Annotated in this window: 19 protein-coding genes; 2 read left to right on the forward strand and 17 right to left on the reverse strand. The window is 38.3% G+C overall.

The window, feature by feature from the left end; genetic code table 11:
- Positions 1-32: 32 nt before the first annotated feature.
- From argF to IPU53_RS08290, 10 genes are all read right to left on the reverse strand, one after another.
- A complete protein-coding gene (gene argF, locus IPU53_RS08245; protein WP_207449723.1) occupies positions 33-980 on the reverse strand; it encodes an ornithine carbamoyltransferase in 948 nt (315 codons plus the stop codon).
- A gap of 4 nt (positions 981-984) precedes the next feature.
- Positions 985-4,080, reverse strand: coding sequence for a carbamoyl phosphate synthase large subunit (locus IPU53_RS08250; RefSeq protein WP_207449725.1), 3,096 nt, complete (start codon positions 4,078-4,080; stop codon positions 985-987).
- Positions 4,064-5,125 (reverse strand): carbamoyl phosphate synthase small subunit, encoded by a 1,062-nt coding sequence (locus tag IPU53_RS08255; protein WP_207449727.1) that lies wholly within the window; start codon positions 5,123-5,125, stop codon positions 4,064-4,066. The genes IPU53_RS08250 and IPU53_RS08255 overlap by 17 nt, the downstream gene beginning before the upstream one ends.
- Positions 5,126-5,199: 74 nt before the next feature.
- Entirely contained in the window at positions 5,200-6,345 is a 1,146-nt protein-coding gene (locus tag IPU53_RS08260; RefSeq protein WP_207449729.1) for an acetylornithine transaminase, read from the reverse strand.
- The gene (argB, locus tag IPU53_RS08265) at positions 6,342-7,127 is read right to left on the reverse strand and encodes an acetylglutamate kinase (protein ID WP_207449731.1); all 786 of its coding nucleotides are present in this window, start codon (positions 7,125-7,127) and stop codon (positions 6,342-6,344) included. Before argB ends, IPU53_RS08260 begins: the two co-directional genes overlap by 4 nt.
- Before the next feature lie 16 nt (positions 7,128-7,143).
- Positions 7,144-8,373 carry a bifunctional glutamate N-acetyltransferase/amino-acid acetyltransferase ArgJ gene (gene argJ / locus IPU53_RS08270; protein WP_207449733.1) on the reverse strand — a complete coding sequence of 410 codons (1,230 nt, stop codon included), beginning with the start codon at positions 8,371-8,373 and terminating at the stop codon, positions 7,144-7,146.
- 24 nt (positions 8,374-8,397) lie between these two features.
- Positions 8,398-9,432: an N-acetyl-gamma-glutamyl-phosphate reductase gene (gene argC / locus IPU53_RS08275; protein WP_207449735.1), complete on the reverse strand. Its 1,035-nt coding sequence runs from the start codon at positions 9,430-9,432 to the stop codon at positions 8,398-8,400.
- Between the two features lie 271 nt (positions 9,433-9,703).
- Positions 9,704-12,151, reverse strand: coding sequence for a DNA topoisomerase IV subunit A (gene parC / locus IPU53_RS08280; protein WP_207449737.1), 2,448 nt, complete (start codon positions 12,149-12,151; stop codon positions 9,704-9,706).
- Positions 12,148-14,130, reverse strand: coding sequence for a DNA topoisomerase IV subunit B (gene parE, locus IPU53_RS08285; RefSeq protein ID WP_207449739.1), 1,983 nt, complete (start codon positions 14,128-14,130; stop codon positions 12,148-12,150). Before parE ends, parC begins: the two co-directional genes overlap by 4 nt.
- 199 nt (positions 14,131-14,329) lie before the next feature.
- Positions 14,330-14,749, reverse strand: a complete 420-nt coding sequence (locus IPU53_RS08290; protein ID WP_207449741.1) for a CoA-binding protein — start codon at positions 14,747-14,749, stop codon at positions 14,330-14,332.
- Between the two features lie 315 nt (positions 14,750-15,064).
- Between IPU53_RS08290 and plsY the strand changes: the two genes are divergently transcribed.
- Together plsY and IPU53_RS08300 are read left to right on the forward strand one after the other, a co-directional pair.
- Complete coding sequence (gene plsY, locus IPU53_RS08295; protein ID WP_207449743.1) at positions 15,065-15,658, forward strand: glycerol-3-phosphate 1-O-acyltransferase PlsY; 594 nt, start codon at positions 15,065-15,067, stop codon at positions 15,656-15,658.
- 21 nt (positions 15,659-15,679) lie between these two features.
- Complete coding sequence (locus IPU53_RS08300; RefSeq protein WP_242698151.1) at positions 15,680-16,822, forward strand: CapA family protein; 1,143 nt, start codon at positions 15,680-15,682, stop codon at positions 16,820-16,822.
- A 56-nt stretch (positions 16,823-16,878) separates the two neighbouring features.
- Here IPU53_RS08300 and IPU53_RS08305 read toward each other — a convergent pair whose 3' ends face one another.
- The 7 genes from IPU53_RS08305 to acnA all read right to left on the reverse strand — a co-directional run bounded on the left by IPU53_RS08305 (position 16,879) and on the right by acnA (position 21,774).
- Positions 16,879-17,166: a HesB/YadR/YfhF family protein gene (locus IPU53_RS08305; RefSeq protein ID WP_207449745.1), complete on the reverse strand. Its 288-nt coding sequence runs from the start codon at positions 17,164-17,166 to the stop codon at positions 16,879-16,881.
- Positions 17,167-17,183: 17 nt separating this feature from the next.
- Positions 17,184-17,492 carry a hypothetical protein gene (locus IPU53_RS08310; protein ID WP_207449747.1) on the reverse strand — a complete coding sequence of 103 codons (309 nt, stop codon included), beginning with the start codon at positions 17,490-17,492 and terminating at the stop codon, positions 17,184-17,186.
- Positions 17,492-17,932, reverse strand: a complete 441-nt coding sequence (locus tag IPU53_RS08315; protein WP_207449749.1) for an acyl-CoA thioesterase — start codon at positions 17,930-17,932, stop codon at positions 17,492-17,494. Before IPU53_RS08315 ends, IPU53_RS08310 begins: the two co-directional genes overlap by 1 nt.
- A gap of 302 nt (positions 17,933-18,234) precedes the next feature.
- The gene (gene tlp, locus IPU53_RS08320; protein ID WP_207449916.1) at positions 18,235-18,474 is read right to left on the reverse strand and encodes a small acid-soluble spore protein Tlp; all 240 of its coding nucleotides are present in this window, start codon (positions 18,472-18,474) and stop codon (positions 18,235-18,237) included.
- A gap of 29 nt (positions 18,475-18,503) precedes the next feature.
- Positions 18,504-18,647 (reverse strand): acid-soluble spore protein N, encoded by a 144-nt coding sequence (locus IPU53_RS08325; protein ID WP_207449751.1) that lies wholly within the window; start codon positions 18,645-18,647, stop codon positions 18,504-18,506.
- A 58-nt stretch (positions 18,648-18,705) separates the two neighbouring features.
- A complete protein-coding gene (locus IPU53_RS08330) occupies positions 18,706-18,834 on the reverse strand; it encodes an FbpB family small basic protein (protein WP_207449753.1) in 129 nt (42 codons plus the stop codon).
- A 222-nt stretch (positions 18,835-19,056) separates the two neighbouring features.
- The gene (gene acnA / locus IPU53_RS08335; RefSeq protein WP_207449755.1) at positions 19,057-21,774 is read right to left on the reverse strand and encodes an aconitate hydratase AcnA; all 2,718 of its coding nucleotides are present in this window, start codon (positions 21,772-21,774) and stop codon (positions 19,057-19,059) included.
- Positions 21,775-22,077: the final 303 nt, after the last annotated feature.

A 22,077-nucleotide genomic window follows, 5' to 3' on the forward strand; every position in this document is an offset into this window, starting at 1 on the left:
ATCTTGAAAAAGTTGACCGTAAGGCTTTGTTTTTACTCTCCCATCAAAGCAACCATCAACGCTTTTTGCGCATGTAAGCGATTCTCTGCTTCATCAAAGACAAAAGATTGAGGACCATCAATCACCTCTGCTGTTACCTCTTGCCCTCTTTTTGCAGGTAAACAATGAAGAAATATCGCTGCTTTATCTGCGTATGTCATAAGCTCACTATTTACTTGATAAGATTGGAAAGTTTTTAAACGCACTGCCTCTTCCTCTTCCCATCCCATGCTTGTCCAAACATCCGTATACACGGCATCAGCATGTTGCACTGCTTCTCTAGGGTCATTTGTGACAAGCAGACTAGCCCCAGTCTCTTTGGTGATATTTGTTGCTAAATCAATTATTTCTTGTTTTGGCTCGTATCCTTTTGGAGAAGCGATCGAACAATCAACCCCAAGCTTAGCACAGGCGATCATTAATGAGTGGGCCATATTGTTTCCATCACCGATATAAGTAAGTTTCTGGCCTTTTAGTTCACCCTTTACTTCATATAATGTCATTAAGTCGGCTAATGCTTGGCATGGATGGAAATCATCTGTCAAAGCATTGATAACTGGCACATCAGAATGTGCAGCTAATTCCTTTACACCAGCATGCTCATAAGAACGAATCATAATGCCATCAACATAACGGGATAAAACCTTAGCCGTATCAGCTATCGTTTCTCCTCTTCCTAATTGGATATCATTACTGCTTAAAAATAAAGCATGGCCGCCTAGTTGATTCATCCCTACTTCAAAGGAAACGCGCGTTCTCGTTGAAGATTTTTCAAAAATCATCCCCAATGTTTTTCCTTTCAAGTAGTGATGGGGAATCCCTTCCTTTTGTAATTTCTTTAACTCAATCGCATTTTCAATTAATTGCGTAATTTCCGCTGGAGAGAAATCAGCAAGTGTTAGAAAATCTCTCCCTTTTAACGAATTGACTGTGTTTTCCATTACATCACCTTCTCTTTTTCTGTTTAATCTGATGCCATTCATGTAAAGAAACGGGAGGAATGACCTCTGTCTTTATACCTTTTAGAAATGCAACTAATGTTTCCATTTCTGTGATGACTTTATGCTGTGCTGCGGATGCAGCCATTCTTTTGTTCGCGGCATCTTCTGTGTCTAAGAAGCTGACAAGAATAGAACCTCTACTATTTTTTAACCATTCATTAAAAGGAGCATCCGTGATGGCAACATCATATTCTTTCAGAATCCCTTGTATATGAGTAAAATCCGCTTCGTCACTATCCACATAGATCGCGGTATTTTGCTGAATGGAATGGCCATCCCAGTTTACAGCCTTCGTTAGAGCTTCATCATAACGATAACCAAAAGCAATAACTTCCCCTGTTGATTTCATTTCTGGTGTTAAAATAGGATCTACACCATCAAGCTTTCCTGTAGAAAAAACAGGGTTTTTAATCGCATAATAATCTTGCTTTATCTGTTCATCCCTTATAATAGCTTTTCCAAGTAAGATATCAATACATTCTTCAATCAAATTTACACCCGTCATTTTACTAATAATGGGTACCGTACGCGAAGCTCTAGGGTTTACCTCTAATACATATACTTCATCCTTATATAAGACAAATTGTACATTAAAAATCCCTTTAAATCCGAGTTCTTTAGCAATCTTTTCAGCAAAATGATAAGCTTTTTGTTGATCTTGTTCAGTAATAGTTATGGGCGGTGTTACTGCCATACTATCGCCTGAGTGGACGCCTGCTTTTTCAATATGTTCAAAAAAGCCAGGAACATAAATATCATGACCATTTGAGAGGACATCTATTTCCATTTCTTTTCCTTTATAATAAGCGTCTAATAGCACAGGATAAACAATTTTATTTAACTGCTTTTGCAAATCTTTTTCTTGTTCGATAATGATCATCCCTTGCCCGCCAATAACATAAGAAGGGCGTAATAATAGCGGGAATCCCACTTCTTCTACTTTAGCCAATAAATCTTCTTCATTGGCTGCGGAAACACCTGGAATATGAGGTATTTGCAGATTTTGTAACAGTGTATAAAAACGATCACGATCTTCCAAAGTATCAATCTGTTCTTGTGAAATAGAAAGGAGTGGCATACCATTTTCTTCTAGGGCCTGTGCTAAATTAATAGCCGTTTGCCCCCCTAATTGGATAATCACGCCATCAGGTTGTTCGTATTCAAGTACATTAAGTACATCTTCTGTGGAAAGAGGTTCAAAATATAAGCGATCGGCTATTTGGAAATCTGTACTAACAGTACCTGGATTATTATTAATCAGTATTGCCTCATAACCAGCCTTTTTCAAAGCTAAGACACCGTGGACTGTGCAATAATCAAATTCAATTCCTTGGCCAATTCTTACGGGTCCTGAACCAATGATCGCAATTTTTGGTTTATCTTTCTTCTCGAATGGATCCCCTTCCCCTTTCCATGTTGAATAAAAATAAGGAGCAGCAGCTGGATATACCCCTGCACATGAATCAACCATATTATAAACAGGCTGTAATCCTAGTGCTTTTTGCTTTAACCGCACCTCTTTTAAGCTTGTTTGCCATGTATGAGCTAACCAAGCATCAGAAAAGCCAAGTCCCTTCACTTTTTGGAAAAAGTCCTTTTCGATTTTCCCTATATCCGTTGCTTTAATTTGTTTCTCCATTTGGACTAAGAAATCAAGATTTTCTAAGAAAAATGGTTGTATCGATGTGGCTTCATGTATTTCTTTCACAGAAATACCACGTCTCATCAATTCCAGAATCGAGAAAAGACGGAGATCATCTGGTAAAAGAATGGATTTCCATAATTCTTCATCCTGGTAGTCTGCAAGACCTTTAAATTCAAGACCTAACGTGGGCATTTCTAATGAGCGAATCGCCTTCTGAAGAGCACCGGGTAAATGACGATCAATCGCCATGATTTCTCCTGTTGCCTTCATTTGCGTACCCAATTTACGGTCAGCCTCGTGAAACTTATCAAATGGCCATCTCGGCATTTTTACCACTGTATAATCGACTACGGGTTCCATACTTGCAAATGTAACACCAGTAACTGGATTGGTTAATTCATGTAACTGATAACCAAGAGATAGCTTAGCAGCCATTTTCGCAATCGGATACCCTGTTGCTTTGGAGGCTAAGGCCGAGGAACGGCTTAATCTTGGATTGACTTCAATTAGATAATATTGGCTAGAATCTGGATCTTGTGCAAATTGAATATTACATCCGCCAATAATTTTTAATGCGCGAATAATTTTAACCGCTGATTCATACAAAGTTGCATATTCATCGCTACTTAGAGTTTGCTGCGGAGCAATAACAATCGAATCACCCGTGTGTACCCCAACAGGGTCAAAATTTTCCATGCTACAAATGGCAATACAAGTATCATTATCATCACGAATCATTTCAAACTCTAATTCTTTAAAACCAGCAATGCTTTTTTCGATTAAACATTGGGTAATTGGACTAGCCTCTAACCCTTTTTTAACAACGGAGATCAGCTCTGTCTTTGAGGTAACAATTCCTCCACCTCCACCACCAAGTGTATAAGCTGGTCGTATAATAACAGGATAACCTATTTTGTTAGCGAAATTTACTGCTTCTTCAACAGTATGAATAATTTCACTTTCTGGAACAGGCTCCTTTAACTCATGCATTAAAGCTCGAAATGCTTCCCGATCTTCTCCCTGACGAATCGATTCAGGTGAAGTCCCTAATACCTCAACATTGTTTTGTTTTAGGATACCTGCTTCATATAATTTAACCGTCAAATTGAGTCCGGTCTGTCCTCCTAAGGTTCCAAGAATCGCATCTGGGTTTTCTTTTTCAATAATTCTTTCGATACTTTCCACTGTCATGGGTTCAAAATAAACAGTATCAGCTATTTGTTCATCGGTCATAATGGTAGCTGGATTGTTATTGACCAATACAACTTTGATTCCTTCCTCTTTCAACGCCAAGCAAGCCTGTGTACCAGCATAATCAAATTCCGCAGCCTGCCCAATCATGATCGGTCCCGAACCAATCACGAGTACTTTCTTGATGTCATTTCGCTTCGGCATACAGCTTTTCCCCTTTACTTTGTTCCAATTGTTGAAAATAAGCGTTTTTTATCAGTGATTCTAATTTGAAATTTGTTCCATCTGGGTGAAATTGATAAGTTGTAATCGGTAAGTCCTTATGCATTAATCCTTCAATATCACCGTCTTGAACGGAAAGGAAAGATGGTGTCAATCCTGTCTTCTCTAGGTTTTGTAAGGAAATATGATGACCATGATTCTGATTCGTTAAATATACCTGCTGCGAGGAAGTATGAAGGATAGCTTGCTTGAAACCTCTGTGTCCCCATTTCATTTTTTCCACACTTGCTCCAAAGGCAAGGGCGAGGATTTGATGACCTAAACCAAATGCAAGTGTAGGATATGATTCTGCTATTTTAGCATAGTCTTCAAAATACGCTTGATAATCAGCAGGATCGCCACATCCTCCAGAAAGAATCACACCATCAGGTTTGAGTTCGGCAATAGTGGAAGCAGAAGTCTCAGCTGAAAGAATCGTAAGTTTGCAATGGAACCCTTTTAGCCAATTGAGTAATGACTTTTTAATCCCAAAATTAAGGACGACTAGATTCGTTTTTCCAGTCGGATTTAACACTTTTGTCTTTTCGTGAATTATCGATTTCTGATCGTCGAGTGCGGATGCTACATGATAGTGATCAGCGGTCATTTCAGCAGCCATTTCTCCATCCTTTAATAACTGCTTAATGATTGTGCGTGTATCCATTCCACTCATAATCGGAATTCCTTTTTCATTAAAAAATGCAAGCCAGTTATTCTCCGCTTCGGAAAGACCAAAGATTTCCTGTTGAATGATTAAAGCGGTCAACTGTAAATCATCACTTTCAAATTTAGCAGGATCGAAATGGGAATGTAGCACTCCTGGATAAGTAGCAACTACAATTTTCCCTTTTGTCTCCGGATCAGTCATAAATTCTAAAAAATTACCCATTCCTGTATAAAAAATGACTTCCCCTTTACAATGGGACACATCTCCGTGCCATTGGCCGGTATATTGCTTATGATTTGCTAATTGAATTACACCCTTCATTCATACCGACTCCTCTTGTATCTTTATAGTTATACATGAATTTTTATACATTTTATTTCAAAAAAATATTTACTTTATACAGTTTGCAGCAAAGTTTTCTTCATTGCCTCAATCGCTTGATCAATCTCCGTTTTTGTTACCGTTAATGGGGGGAGAAAACGTAAAACATTCGGCCCAGCGTTTAATACAATTAATCTATTTTTTCTTAGTTCAGCCATAAAGGGAGCCACCTCTTGCGAAAACTCAATTCCAAGCATAAGGCCCTTATGACGCATACCTTTGAAGAAATCACAATGAGAGAAAGCCTCTTCTAATTTATCCGCCAAATACTCACCTTTTTCCGTCACTTCTTCGAGGAACTTTTCTTGAAAAATAAGTTGAAGTGTCTTCTTAGCTGCAGACATCGCCAGCGGATTACCGCCAAAAGTGGAACCATGGCTACCTGGTGGAAAAGCTGCTTTTAAATTTTCCTTACCAATCATAGCGCCAACGGGAATACCATTTCCAAGCCCCTTCGCTGAGGTAATGATGTCTGGGGAAATGGAGTAATGTTGATAAGCAAATGGTTTTCCTGTTCTCCCAATTCCGGTTTGTATTTCATCTATAATTAATAAGGCACCATACTTTTTACATAATTTTTCTACATCTTGTAAAAACTCTGCTGTAGCTGGGTGAACTCCACCTTCACCTTGAATTATTTCAAGCATAACTGCCGCTGTTTCTTGATCGATCTCTTTTTCCAACGCCTCGCTATTGTTGAAAGGGAGATGAACAAAGGTTTCTAACATGGTTCCAAAGCCTTGCTTCACTTTGTCTTGTCCTGTTGCGGCCATTGTCGCAAAAGTACGTCCATGAAAAGATTGCTGAAATGTAATCACTTTTGATTTCCCTGTATATTTCCGAGCTAATTTTATCGCTGCTTCATTGGCTTCAGCCCCGCTATTACAGAAGAAAACGGCATTTCCGTTTGAGAATGTTGTGAGCTGCTCTGCCACTTCCTCTTGCAGAGAGCTTTTAAATAAATTGGACATATGCCATAATCGACTGGCCTGTTTCGTTAACGCCTCTACAACTTCTGGATGACAATGACCTAAGTTGCAAACCCCGATGCCAGATGTAAAATCCAAATATTCCGTCTCGTTTATATCAACAACAGTCGTACCCTTCCCAGATACTAGTTCTAAATCCCAACGTCCGTAATTTTCAAATAAATCGGTCATCCGAAGCTCACCACTTTCTCTGCTTTTAAAATTGTCGTGCCAATAAAATGTCCTTCTCTATATAAAGGTGTTTTCCCACTGACAATCATTACTCGATTCATTCCACCTTCAAGACTTTTAAGAGCGGCTAATACTTTAGGGATCATTCCACCCGTAATCACGCCTTCTTGGATAAGTGTTTGAACTTCATTTTGAGAAACGGTCTCCATAACTTGTTTATTCTTTAAAATGCCTGGTACATCTGTTACGAATAAAATCTTGTCAGCATTCATAGCTACCGCAATGGCTGCCGCCGCAGAGTCTGCGTTCACATTAAAATATTGATTTGAATTTTCACTAATCGCAATTGGTGAAATGACAGGAACTAGATCCATAGATAGTAAATTTAATAGAAGCTCACGATTAATGGACGTTACTTCACCAACAAAGCCCAGCTTCTCAAAATCCTTCGCTTCCGCTTGGATTAAGCCACTATCAGATCCTGTCATCCCAATGGCAGAAATTCCATTTGCATGCATTGAACGAACAATTTTATTTGTAATACTTCCTGATAAAACCATTTCTACAACTTCCATGACTTCCTCTGTCGTCTTTCTTAAGCCGTTAATAAACTCTGACTGTATCTGTAAATTCTCCAGTAATCGATTAATAGCAGGTCCACCACCATGGACGATAATCGGTTTAAATCCGTGTTCTTGCATTTTTTTTATATCCATAAAGAATTTTTCAGATAGGTCATCAATCATGCTGCCACCGCATTTGATGACAATAATCTTTTCCATTTTGATTTCCCTCCAATTACGTGCGGTAACTAGCATTGATGCGGACATAATCATAGGTAAGATCACAGCCCCATGCTTTACCAGAACCATCTCCCATATTTAAATGAATCGTAATTTCTACCTTTTCATTATTTAAATACTGACTTAATTGTTCTTCGTTGTAATGAGCTGGCTCACTTTTTGCAAGTAATGCATATGGTCCGATTTCAATGTCAATAGCATGAGGATCTAATGTAATCCCACTTCTTCCAATCGCCATCATTAAGCGTCCCCAATTCGGATCAGAGCCATAGACCATTGTTTTGACCAAATCAGAGCCGACTACTGTCTTAGCACACTTTCCAGCATCACTAGAAGTCATTGCTCCATGCACTTGTACTTCTATTAACTTTGTTGCCCCTTCTCCATCTTTCGCAATCATAATCGCAAGATCTTCACAAACTTGCTTCAATAATTGCTTGAAGGTTTCCCACTCATCATGAGCTGGTGAAAGTGTATGATTGTCAGCTAAACCATTTGCCATGACAAGCACCATATCATTTGTCGATGTATCACCATCGACTGTGATACGGTTAAAGGTTTCATTCGTAATGTCTTGGAGCGCTGTTTGCAAATGTTGATGAGAGATCTTGGCATCTGTCGTAATGAATCCTAGCATTGTCGCCATATTAGGTGCGATCATTCCAGAGCCTTTCGCCGATCCTCCCATTGTAATCTTCTTACCATCAATATACGTTTCATAACAAGTCGATTTCATACAAGTATCCGTTGTTAAAATAGATTCATTAAAGTCATAAGCTGCTTGATTCGTTTTTTCTGGTGTTATCTTCTCGATTCCAGAAATAATTTTATCCATCGGCATTTTTTCGCCGATTACTCCAGTTGATGCAACTGCAACGAAATGCTCTTGAATGGAAAATCGTTCAGAAACCGATGTTCTCATCGTTTCAGCATCTAAATATCCTTGCTTTCCCATACAAGCATTTGCATTCCCGCTATTAATCACGATTGCTTGAATTTTACCTTCTTTAGCAATACTTTCTTTTGTAACAAGAAGAGGAGCAGCAATAATTTGATTCAATGTATAAACAGCAGCAGTCTCTGCAGGAACCTCACTATATAAAACTCCTAAATCATTCCTTTTATACTTTACCTTCGTGTGAAGGCCAGCAGCAGAATAACCCTGAGGTGATACAATGCTCCCCTCTGTTACTTTTGAAATTGGCTGTTTACTAGCTACATTCATTTTGAACACTCCTCTAAAACTAGTCTATGGATATACAGGACTAAACTGAAGTCCTAAAGTTTCATCAAACCCAAACATGATATTTGCATTTTGAACTGCTTGACTCGCAGCCCCTTTCATTAAATTATCAATCACTGAAACAATGGTGACCCTGGAAGTTCGTTCATCGAAATCTATCCCGATATCACAGCAATTAGAACCTGCTACTTCTTTTGTTGTGGGAAAAGTCCCTAGCTTTCTTAGCCTCACAAAAGGTTCATCAGCATAAGCTTGTTGGTAAAGCTCCCAAATTTCGTTCTTTGTTACTTTCGTATCTATATTTCCATATATTGTTGCCATAATTCCCCTTGTCATTGGAACTAAATGTGTCTGAAATGTAATCGGAGATTCGTAGCCTAAGCTTCCTAGCATTTGTTCAATTTCTGGTATATGTTGATGTTGATTCACTTTATATACTTTCAAGTTTTCATTTAATTCGCTGTATATAGTAGCTAAGCTTGCGGATTGCCCAGCACCAGAAACACCTGATTTTGCATCGATGATGATTGAATTTTCCGTTAACAATTTTTCCTGCACTAGTGGTGCAAGGCCTAATATCGTAGCTGTAGGGTAACACCCTGGATTTGAAATAAACCTTGCACCCTTTGCTTTCTCCCGGTTCAGTTCTGGTAATGAATAGACAGCTTCTTCAAGCCAAAATGAATTAGCTGCTTCTTTCTTATACCATTGTTCATATTCCGCTTGGTTTTTGATCCGAAAATCCCCAGATAAATCAATGACTGAACAGCCATTTTCCACCAGTTGCGGTGCTAATTTAGAAGCAATTCCCGATGGGGTGGCTAAGAAAATTAAATCTGTTTCTTTCGCCATTTTTGCTGGATCAATCTCTTCTAACTTTTGTGGGATTAGTCCAGTTAAATGAGGATAATGTTCTTCTATATTTTTCCCATGCTGGGATGATGTGTATAAAGAGGTAATCGAGAATTCTGGATGTACCTGTAAAATCCTCAGTAATTCCGCTCCACTGTAACCTGTCGCACCCACAATGCCTATTTTCATTGATTTCACTCCTATGAATTCGTCCATAACTGTATATTTAGAGTATAACTTTTCATACTCATATTCATCTAATCAGTGTCTTTATCAAGTTAATCTTTAAATTTTATTGGATATTTATTATTATACTGTGAATAAAAATAAATACAATAGTATATTTATAACTTTCTTGAAAAAATTAAATTTTTTGCTTTATCCCTTTTTAATCAAATGATAAACAGAAAAAGACATCAAGTACATTCTCTCCCTGTACTTGATGCCTTTATTGCTCGAATCATTCATTATTATTGTTGTTGGTTGCTTTTCTATAGAGAAGGGTCGCTTTCCCGTCTGTTTTCTCATCGATTATAAAAGACCCATTGGAGTAGCGGTCATTAAATCTAAGAGTAGATACCAGAATAGTTTCTTCTTTTCCATTTTCTGTTCTTACAATAAGCTCATCTTGCTCTTCTACGGCCTTCATGCCAATCAAACGATGCGGGTTATTCTTTAATTCTCTTAATGTGACGAGGCCGCGTTTCGCTCGTGCCGCCCGCTCAAACTCGGAGAGACGCATTTTCTTAGTCGCTCCTCGGTGAGTGACAATACAGATTGCTTTTTCAGTTGGAGAACCATCTATTGAGATAGGTTCCGCTCCAATGACGAAATCTCCCTGTTTTAAGCTAATTGCTTTAACACCTGCCGCTCTTGGTCCAATGATCCCTACTTCCGATTCAGGATACCAAAGTACATAACCAAAGTGGGTCGCGAAGATAAGATCTTGCTGACCGTCTGTTAAAAAGATGTCAATTAACTCGTCTTGCTCTTTTATATTAATGGCAACAAGCGGCCTTGAATAGCGCATCGCTTTATAGGCGGCAAGTGAACTTTTCTTCACCATTCCCTGTTTCGTTACAAAAACAAGGTTGATTGCTTCCTCAAATTCTTTTACATGAATGACCTTTACAATTTCTTCATCGCGTTCGATCGGAATAAGAGAAGCTATATGTTGTCCCATATCTTTCCATCTAATATCAGGTAATTCATGAACAGGGAAATATAAATAATTCCCCTTATTGGTAAAGACTAATAACGTATCTGTCGTATTCACTTCTTGCTGCAATAGCAGACGGTCTGTTTCTTTCATAGCAAGTTCTTGACCATTAGAAGCTGCGAAGGAGCGGAGACTTGTTCGCTTAATGTATCCTCCCTTCGTTACGGTGGCAATCACATCTTCACTAGGGATCATGACCTCAAGATTGATCTTAATCTCGGAAATCTTTTCCTCAATGACTGTTCTTCGTTCATCTTGATACTTCTTTTTGACTTCCTTTAATTCTTTTTTTATAACAGATAATAATTTCTTATCACTTTCAAGAATAGCTGATAACCGACTAATTGCTTTTAGTAATTCCTCCGCTTCAGCTTGTAAAGCCGTGACATCGGTATTAGTTAGTCGATAAAGCTGCAACGAAACAATCGCTTCTGCCTGCTTTTCGGTAAAAGCAAACTTGGCGATTAAATTATCTTTTGCATTCCGTTTATCCTTAGAAGCTCTGATTGTGGCAATCACTTCATCTAACACAGAAAGTGCCTTCATTAGTCCCTCGACAATATGATGCCGTTCTTTTGCTTTTTCAAGATCGAATCGAGAGCGATTTGTAATCACTTCTTTTTGATGAGCAATATAGGCATCCAACAACTGACAAAGCCCCATTAGTTTAGGTCTGCGTTCGTCAATAGCCACCATGTTGAAGTTATAATTCACTTGTAAATCACTATTTTTGAACAAGTAATTTAAAACACTTTCCGAATCGGCTTCTTTTTTTAATTCTATTACAATTCTTAAACCAGTTCGATCTGTTTCATCTCGAACCTCAGCAATCCCTTCAAGTTTACGATCAATCCGGAATTCATCCATCCTTTTTACAAGACTAGCTTTATTGACGTCATAAGGGATTTCTGTAATGACGATTTGTTCTTTTCCTCCCCGAATCGTTTCAATCTCTGTCTTCGCTCTAACAATAATTCTTCCTCGTCCGGTTTCATACGCCTTTTTTATGCCATCTACCCCTTGAATGATTCCTCCAGTTGGAAAATCAGGGCCTTTGATTACCGTCATTAAATCTTCAACTTGAGAAGTCGGCTTTTCCATGCGCATAATCACTGCATCAATCACTTCCCCAAGATGATGTGGTGGGATTTCCGTTGCATATCCGGCAGAAATTCCAGTAGATCCATTGACAAGTAAATTTGGAAAACGCGCTGGGAGGACAATTGGTTCTGAAGAGGTGTCATCAAAATTAGGGACAAAATCGACCGTTCGTTTTTCAATATCTCTTAAAAGCTCTGAAGAAACTTTCGATAATCTTGCTTCTGTATAACGCATTGCCGCAGCTGGATCTCCATCCACACTTCCGTTGTTTCCATGCATATCAACAAGCATATTACGAACTTTCCATGACTGACTCATTCTCACCATCGCATCATAGACAGAAGTATCACCATGTGGATGGTAGTTCCCAATGACGTTCCCGACTGTTTTAGCTGATTTCCGAAATCCTTTTTCCGCTGTATTTCCTTCCATATGCATCGCATATAGAATACGTCGTTGAACCGGTTTTAAGCCATCTCGGGCATCCGGTAATGCACGGTCTTGAATAATATATTTACTATATCTGCCAAAACGATCGCCAATGACTTCTTCTAGTGCTAAATCTTGAAATTTTTCTTGAATACTCACGATACCTCAGGGCCCCCATCTACCATCAAATTATCATTTTCTAAAATACTTTGGTCTTCTTCCAATCCAAATTGAACATTGTTTTCGATCCATTTTCGGCGTGGTTCTACCTTATCCCCCATCAAGGTTGTCACTCTTCTTTCAGCACGGGCAATATCATCAATCCGAACACGAATAAGCGTCCTCGTATCTGGATTCATTGTTGTCTCCCACAGTTGATCGGCATTCATTTCACCAAGACCTTTGTAGCGTTGGAGCATATACCCTTTCCCAACCTTTTGAATGACACCATCCAATTCTTCATCTGTCCAAGCATATTCAATAGTTTCCTTTTTCCCGCTCCCCTTGCTTACTTTATAAAGAGGCGGGAGAGCGATAAACACTTTCCCTGCTTCCATTAATGGTTTCATATAGCGATAGAAAAATGTCAGTAATAATACTTGAATATGAGCTCCATCTGTGTCAGCGTCCGTCATAATCACAACTTTATCGTAATTTATGTCTTCTAAATTAAAATCAGGTCCAACACCGGCACCAATCGTATGAATAATGGTGTTAATCTCCTCGTTTTTAAAGATATCTTGTAGCTTGGCTTTTTCTGTGTTGATGACTTTCCCACGCAAAGGGAGAACAGCTTGAAACTTCCGATCTCGACCTTGCTTGGCTGATCCCCCCGCAGAATCACCCTCCACTAAATAAAGCTCATTCTTTTGTGGGTTACGGGACTGAGCAGGCGTTAACTTCCCTGAAAGAATGGCTTCCGTTTTACGGCGTTTTTTCCCACTACGTGCTTCTTCTCGAGCTTTACGAGCCGCTTCTCGCGCCTGAGATGCCTTGATGGCTTTTTTCGTTAATAATGCACTCACATCATGATTTTCTGCCAAAAAATAGGATAAATGTTCAGAGATCACTGTGTCTACTGCTGATCGTGCTTCTGCGGTTCCGAGTTTTCCTTTTGTTTGACCCTCAAATTGTAATTTTCCTTCTGGAACTTTAACTGAAACAATAGCAGCCAATCCTTCTCTGATATCTGTTCCCTCAAGGTTTTTATCTTTTTCCTTTAATAATCCTGTTTTTCTGGCATAGTCATTAAACACTCTTGTCATAGTAGCCCTAGTCCCTGCTTCATGAGTGCCCCCATCCTTTGTTCTAACATTATTGACAAACGAAAGCATATTTTCGGAAAAGCCATCATTAAATTGAAAGGAAAATTCTACTTCAATTTCATTTGCTTCGCCTTCAAAATAAGCAACCGGGTGTAGGCGATCTTTATCTTCGTTTAAATATTCAACAAAAGCTTCAATTCCATTTTCATAGAAAAAGACATCTTTTTGGTCAAAACGCTGATCCTTAATCTCAATCTTTAATCCCTTTAATAAGAAAGCAGATTCTCGTAGCCTTTCACATAAAGTATCATAATTATATTCTGTCACACTAAAGATGCTAGGATCTGGCTTAAAGTGGATTGTTGTCCCAGTTTGTTTCGTTGATCCTATTTTTTCTAGTGTTGTTTCTGGTTTACCACCTTGATGGAACTTCTGCTCATAAATAAAGCCATCTCGTTTTATTGTCACAACTAACCACTCTGATAAAGCATTTACCACGGAAGCTCCTACCCCGTGGAGCCCTCCGCTTGTTTTATAACCACCTTGCCCAAACTTCCCTCCGGCATGTAAAACGGTAAGGATAACTTCGGTTGTTGGTCTACCAGTATGATGGATCCCAGTGGGCATACCCCGTCCCTTGTCCTCTACAGTCACACTCTGATCACGATGAAGTGTAATTGTAATTTCATTTCCATAGCCCGCTAACGCTTCATCTACAGAATTGTCTACAATCTCATATACGAGGTGATGCAAACCACGTGTATCCGTTGACCCAATATACATCCCTGGGCGTTTTCTAACGGCTTCTAAACCTTCTAATACTTGTATAGAATCATCATTATATGCAAATTCTTTATTTTTAAGATCGGTCACACAAACTTCCCCTTTCAAAACTGCACAAATAATCGCAAAGGACTTAATTTCTACGCCTTCACAAAAACGTACGTTCCCTTATCTATCGTACCATAATAGAACACATATGTCTTATAATATAACTGAATGATCGATTTTGGCAAATCACTGTAGCATTCGATGGATTCCTTTATGTAAAAAAATAAGCGCCACTCTGCGCTTATTTTGATCTCGTTATTGCATGTTCCACTTTAATACAGCGGTTCATGATAACGGTATATCCTTTGTTTGTTAAAAAGTCATAAGCTTCTTGGTTCTCAATGCCAAGTTGGGCCCAAAATACATCGGCATCAATCTCATCAAATTCTTTGGCAAGCTCTGGTAAGTATTCTGGTCGTCTGAAAATATTTACGATGTCAACATGTCCATCGATCTCTCTTAAAGAAGGTACAGCTTTTATGCCAAAGACCTCATCTACTGTAGGATTGACTGGAATGATCTCATAGCCAGCATCCTTCATTGCTTTGGCTACTGAATAGGAAGTACGACTTGGTTGTTGACTTACCCCTACAACAGCGATCCTTTTTGCCTTATGAAGAATTTCAGCGATTTGCTTGCGGTCTGGATTCTCAATGGACATACATAACCTCCTCAGCATCATTCGTATTATCTAAATGTTAATTTAATCCTCATAAAGATTCAAGCGAAAGCGCCTATAAGACGATAAATTGGACCAAGTCGGCTTCGAAAGTTTGAGATGGTGCTGTTTCGAGCACAGGACATGTCGGCATCTAGTCGAAGATCCTTTATCCTGAAGTGTCATTTTGACAGGTATTTTTGAACATTTTCATATAGGGAAAATAGTTTTTTCATTTACCGTTCTTCATGGTACAATGAGTGAGCAGTGATTGTCCCATTCGGACTCATTTGACGCATTTTAAAAGGGGTAATGCTTATGCAGTATGTATTAATACTTTTATTGGCCTATTTAATTGGGTCCATTCCTTCTGGCTTGATTGTTGGTAAAGTATTTTACGGAATAGATATTCGTGAACATGGAAGTGGAAATCTAGGAGCAACGAACTCATTTCGTACTTTAGGGAAAAAGGCGGGGTCAGTCGTTATTCTAGCCGATATCCTCAAAGGAACAGTGACTATTTTTTTACCAATGCTGTTTGGAAGTGAGCTCCATCCATTAATCCCGGGAATCTTTGCCGTTATTGGTCATATGTTTCCAGTTTTTGCTCATTTTCGGGGTGGCAAGGCTGTGGCAACTTCTGGAGGAATCTTACTCGGCTATGATCCCCTACTTTTTATTTCCGTCGTGATTGTATTTTTAATTAGCTTAAAACTTTCTAAATACGTATCTTTATCATCGATTATTGTGGCAATTTTTGCGATTATCTATTCGTTAATCAATATGATCTTCACAAAGGACTATCTTTTGTCGCTTGTCGTAGCACTTCTAGCAGCCTTCGTTATTATACGACACCGAACGAATATCAGTAGAATTCGAAATAAAACAGAACCTAAAATAAAATGGTTATAAGGATGATAAGGAGGGAGAGATTTGACAAGAAACAAGCGGTTGATATGGACAGTCTCTCTTACTTTTTTGGTGATGATCTGCATAATCGCTCTGTTAATTTTTCAAAAAACAACTGCTCTTTCGAACCGTGAAATAGCGCAGAATGGCCAGAACTCACTTCAGCATACTCCTAAACAATTTGAGACAGAAGCTGTGATTGCCGGAATTGGTGATATTTTACTCCATGACACTGTTTATCATGATGCTTTAACTAAAGATGATGATTATAATTTTGACCCTATGTTGTCTCCAGTATATTCGCTACTGCAAAAACCGGATTTCTTAATTGCGAATCAAGAGTCTGTTCCAGGAGGAACGAAATTAGGGCTTTCGGGTTATCCTAGTTTCAATAGCCCTTATGAAATCATTGATGGAATTATCAATGCTGGTGTTGATATGGTCACAACGGCCAATAATCATATGTTAGATAAGGGTGAAAAAGGGATTTTAAGTGCTATTGATTATTATGAAGAAAAAAATTTACCCTATACTGGGACATTCAAAAGTCCAGAAGACAAAAGCACAATAAGAGTCGTGAATGTGAATGGTATTAAATTAGCTGTCTTGGCTTATGCTTATGGAACAAATGGAGTCCCCGTTCCAGCAGGAAAGGATTATTTGGTTAGTATATTAGAGCCGAAGAAAGTACTAGATGATATTGAAGAAGCTCAAGGAAAATCAGATATTGTCTTACTTGCGCTGCATTGGGGAGACGAATATGCCAGAACACCTAATCAAATGCAAAAGGAGCTCGCTCATCAGTTCATTGAGGCTGGAGCTGACATTATTTTTGGGCATCACCCTCATGTCTTACAGCCGATTGAATGGATAGATAAACCTGACGGAGGAAAAGGGGTTGTTGTTTACTCTTTAGGAAATTTTCTTAATGGGCAAACAACGGAGAATGAATACATAGATATTGGGGGAATGATTGAAGTCTCAATCAAGAAGAAAACGGTCGGAGAAACCAGTGACACAACGATTGAGAATGTTGATTTTCATCCTACCTTCAACTCCAGTACACAATTTAAAAATTATCAAGTATACCCGATTGATGAAGCAAAAGAAAAAGGCTTTACAGATTACAGTGGAAAAGATTTAAAGCAATTCATGTTTCCTAAATAATGCAGAATCCCCTAAACATAGAAAGGACGAAGAGAAATCTCCCTTCGTCTTTTCTGTTATTTATAATCATAAATTGGTTCATCCTGTTTTTCATCATAATCAACAACTAAATCATACTGATCAAAGTACCAGACATCACGTGTTTCTACGAAATAGGTTATCCCGTTTTTTATCATTTCAATGCCTGGATCCATAGGTTCTTCCTTATTCACACCTAATGAGAAGCCTTGTTGAATAGGGCTTGATCCACCATAACGAACATAAAAACGGACAAAATCACCACTATGTAAAGACATTTCCGATTCAAACCACTTTGCCGCTCTATCGGTTAATTTTATTTCCATTTCGAAGACCTCCCCGTTTAATTTAATTGGATTTTTGCTTTTACATGATCAAGCAATCCTTCTTTTTCCAATACCTCTATCTGTTTTTCCCCAAGTAAATCATAATGAGAATAGCCATCTTTACGATGATGAATCCATTCTTCTTTTAATTGGAAGCCTTCTCCCCACTTAGCAAGCTTCACTAAATCATGACAACCTACTTTCGTAACAGACTTACAAGCAGGAAAACGAGCATCTAGCCAATAATGGGTAAGAAAAGCTATTTTCCCTTGATCAATTTCCTGTTTCCAATGATGTAAATCCAATTTTGTAATACCAAATGCCATTATCTATTCCCTTCCCTTTCAGGATCTTTTTTGGCATTTAAATAAGCCTTGTGCCAATCTGGATAAAGCTTACGCAAAGAAACAGGTCTAAAATTATCTTTTTTTACACATACATGCTTTGAAAAGCCAGTTACAGCTAAATCTTTATCGTGTATATAAATCTTATACCCATAGGTTGTCCTAAGACCGTTATATTCCTCTATCCATGTTTCGATTTTAACAGGATCGCCATATTTTACAGGCTGATGATAGGACACTTGGATATCAACAACGGGAGCTAAAATTCCATCCTCTTCCATTTTGGTATAATGGAAGCCTAGATCCTCAATGAGCTTTGTTCTTCCAATTTCCATCCAAATAAGATAGTTTGCATGGTAAACAATTCCCATCTGATCTGTTTCAGCATATCGAACTTCTATGCTCGCTTCTGATAAATACATCTATTCTCACCCTCTTTATGCTTATGTTCATTCTATCACATTACTTTATTTTCTAAAAAGAATATGGATTTTAACGAAAAGCCAAGGAGTCTGCCTATCGGAAGACAAACAAACGTTCTAATCCAAAGAAAGTTCTTTGCCTTTCTTTGGCAGAAAAGTTCGCGCCGTACTGGTGCAACGCTAATGAAGACTGGAGCTAGACTACAACTCCACTCAGACTCAAGGCAATCTCAAGAAAAATTTCTTTTAGGCTTTCTTATTTTTAAAATCAAAAACCGGCTTAAAGGGCCGGTTTTTGATGATTATTCATATTGATTTTCTTGCGCAGCTGCTTCATCTTCTATTTCTTCACGCATACCTTTAAGACTTTGTTGTCTCTTTTCATTTTTCTTAGAAATATTTTCTCTTTGTTTGCCGTCAGAAAATTCCATTGTTGCTTCTGCTTCTTCCATATTTTCAATGGTATTGTCGATCATCTCTTTTAATTTTTCTACATTATCACTACGATCGTCGGGTTTCGGTTGATATTTATCATGTGCCATCATAAAACACTCCTTTTGATAATGTAGTTTTATTCCCCTTTTGTTTGTATTACATCAGGACCTTTATTGGTTTTATTAGCCATCTTTTTTCCTTTATTTGCATCAACTGCTACACTTTTTTCTCCAAGATGATCTGGAGTAAAGTTTTGCTGACTATGTTGTGGTTTACTCATTTTTTCTCCCCCTTTCCATCATATCTTTCACAGAAAGGGGGAGATTTATGAGGATTAATTATGCTCTTTTTGTATGCTTTTCTTCCAATTTGCTTTCTATTTTTTCAATTGCCTTTGCATCATTTATTAACGCTTGTTTATTTTCTTGTACAAGATCAGAAAAAGACTTTCTATGCACTTTTCTCACTATGTATCACTCCTTCACAATTTCCTATTATTACTATTCACCAAAAGGCGACTGACTAAACCAAATTTTCAAACTTTTTTTTCAGGAAAGGTTTTAAATTTCTCTTTAAAGAAAACACTTTACCCTAAAAAAATTAAGGCAAAGTGTTTTCGTGTACAGGATCTACTGATTTTCGTGTTGCCCATAGAACACATGGGAAATTTTGATTACAAATCTAAAGCTTTATGCAAGCTTTCCACGAAGAACGAGTTGTAGAATTCCTCCATTACGGTAGTAGTCAATTTCTACTTCGGAATCAAAGCGAACCAGTGCATCAAATTCTGTCTTCTTTCCATCTTCAGCTATAGCTGTAACCTTAATAATATCACGTGGTTTAACTTTTTCATCAACATGTACATTGATAACTTCTTTTCCAGTTAAACCAAGAGTCTCAGCATTTTCACCTTTTTTGAACTGTAATGGTAACACACCCATCATCGCTAAGTTCGAACGGTGAATTCTTTCGAAGCTTTCAGCAATAACTGTTTTAATCCCAAGAAGATTCGTTCCCTTTGCTGCCCAGTCACGAGAAGATCCCATACCATAGTCTTTCCCAGCAAGAACAACTAGACCGGTATCTTCCTCTTTATAACGCATGCATGCATCATAAATCGGCATAATTTCTTCTGTTGGCCAGTAAGTCGTGAAACCACCCTCCGTTTCCGGGGCAATTTGATTGCGGATGCGGATATTAGCAAACGTTCCGCGCATCATGACTTCATGGTTCCCACGACGTGATCCATAAGAGTTAAAATCACGTGGTTTTACACCCTTTTCGATCAAATATTTTCCAGCAGGTGTATCTTTACCAATCGCACCGGCGGGAGAAATATGGTCAGTTGTCACGGAATCCCCGAACTTACCAACTACTCTTAAATCAGTAAGTGGTTTGACTGTTTCTAAGTCATTAGCTAAATCTTCAAAGAAAGGTGGGTTTTGAATATAAGTCGAATCATCATTCCATTTATACAATGGATCATTACTTGTTTTAATTTCATTCCAACGCTTGTTATCATCAAACACATGCTCATATTCTTTACGGAATAGTTCAGGTGTCACAGCGCTACTTACAGTTTCAGCAATTTCCTCTTTTGAAGGCCAAATATCCTTCATGAACACGTCGTTCCCATCTTGGTCTTTTCCAAGCGGTTCATTATTCAAGTCAATATCAACTGTACCTGCAAGAGCATAAGCAACAACAAGTGGAGGGGATGCCAGGTAATTTCCTCTCACAAGTGGATGGATACGTCCTTCAAAATTTCGGTTACCTGAAAGAACAGATGTAACAAGTAAATCATTATCCATAATCGCCTTTTCAATTTCCTCTTTCAATGGTCCAGAGTTTCCGATACATGTTGTACACCCATAGCCGACTAGATCAAAACCTAATTTAGATAAAAACGGCATAAGTCCAGCATCACGCAAGTAACCAGTTACCACTTTTGAACCTGGAGCAAGTGATGTTTTGACATACTTCGGTACTTCCAATCCTTTTTCAACGGCTTTTTTCGCAAGTAAACCTGCACCAAGCATAACGTATGGATTTGATGTATTTGTACAACTCGTAATCGCTGCGATGGCTACTGCACCTGTCTTCATCGTAGCTTCATCACCATTATTAAATTTAACCGTTGCTTCTTTATCGATTTCTCTTGCCGTCAAACCAAAGCCTTGATTTCCAGCAGGGGCTTGAAGAGACACTTCAAAAGAAGTTTTCATTTTTGATAGTGGAATCAAATCCTGTGGACGTTTTGGACCAGAAAGATTTGCTTCTATTTCAGATAAATCCAATTCAACGATATCTTTGTATACTGGATCCTCTTTATCCACTGTAAAGAACATATCATTTTCTTTTAAGTATGTTTCCACAAGTTGAATTTGTTCTTCTGGACGACCAGTAAGGCGTAAATAGTTTAATGTTTCAGCATCTACAGGGAAAAAGCCACATGTTGCCCCATACTCTGGAGCCATATTCGCAATCGTTGCACGGTCTGCTAGTGGTAGGCTTGCAACACCAGGACCATAGAACTCAACAAATTTACCAACTACACCATGTGAGCGTAGTACTTGTGTAACCTTTAACGCCAAATCAGTTGCTGTTGCAGCATTTGGTAATTCACCCGTTAATTTAACTCCAACTACTTCCGGAATTGGAAAATAAGATGGCTGGCCGAGCATTCCTGCTTCCGCTTCAATTCCACCTACACCCCATCCAAGCACACCTACACCATTGATCATGGTTGTATGGGAATCTGTTCCTACTAGCGTATCCGGATAAGCATCAAAATCTCCATCTGGCGTTTCGACAGCATGTACCACATTAGCTAAATACTCTAAGTTAACCTGGTGAACAATACCTGTAGCAGGTGGTACAGCACGATAATTATCAAATGCTTTTTGGGCCCAGCTTAAAAACTCATAACGTTCAGCATTTCTTTGAAATTCAAAATCCATATTTGTTTGTAATGCCTCTGGTGTCCCATAAGAATCGACCTGTACAGAGTGGTCAATAACTAGATCTACAGGGATTTCCGGATTAATCTTTTCAGCATCTCCGCCTATATCAGACATTGCTTTTCTAAGTGAAGCAAGGTCCACTACAGCCGGAACTCCTGTAAAATCCTGTAAAATAACTCGAGATGGTTTAAATGGGACTTCTCCTGTCACTTCGCTATCTTCTGCCCATTTAGCCAAATCTTCTACATGCGATTGTTTAATCACCCGTCCATCCATTTGACGAAGTACAGATTCCAATAAGACCTTAATAGAGTAAGGTAGACGCCCTACTTTGGCCACACCTGCATCATCTAAAACTGATAGTCGATAGTAGTTATACCGTTTCCCATTCAATTCAAAAGAAGAACGCGCTTTAAAAACATCATTTTTCGATTGTTTTCCCATAAGAATACCCCCATTTCCAATTCATCCAACCTATTTAAAAAATAGGCTTAAAACCGCTAATTTTTCCTCAATATTATTTTATAATAATTATTGTTATAAGTAAATATTAAGAAAGTTATGGTTTTCGATAAAAAAAACTTATGACTTCATAAAAGAATGCAAGTCCCAATCCATTGTTCATCATATCAAAAAAATCGAGTGAATGGAATAAAAATGATTTTGTAAGGAATACTATAAATTTCTCATCAAATGAATCATTATCAAACGTATATCAATATTTTTTTCAAATTCTTCCAATATGTT

It is taken from the genome of Bacillus sp. SD088 (assembly GCF_017355205.1).
Taxonomy (GTDB): domain Bacteria; phylum Bacillota; class Bacilli; order Bacillales; family Bacillaceae_C; genus Lederbergia.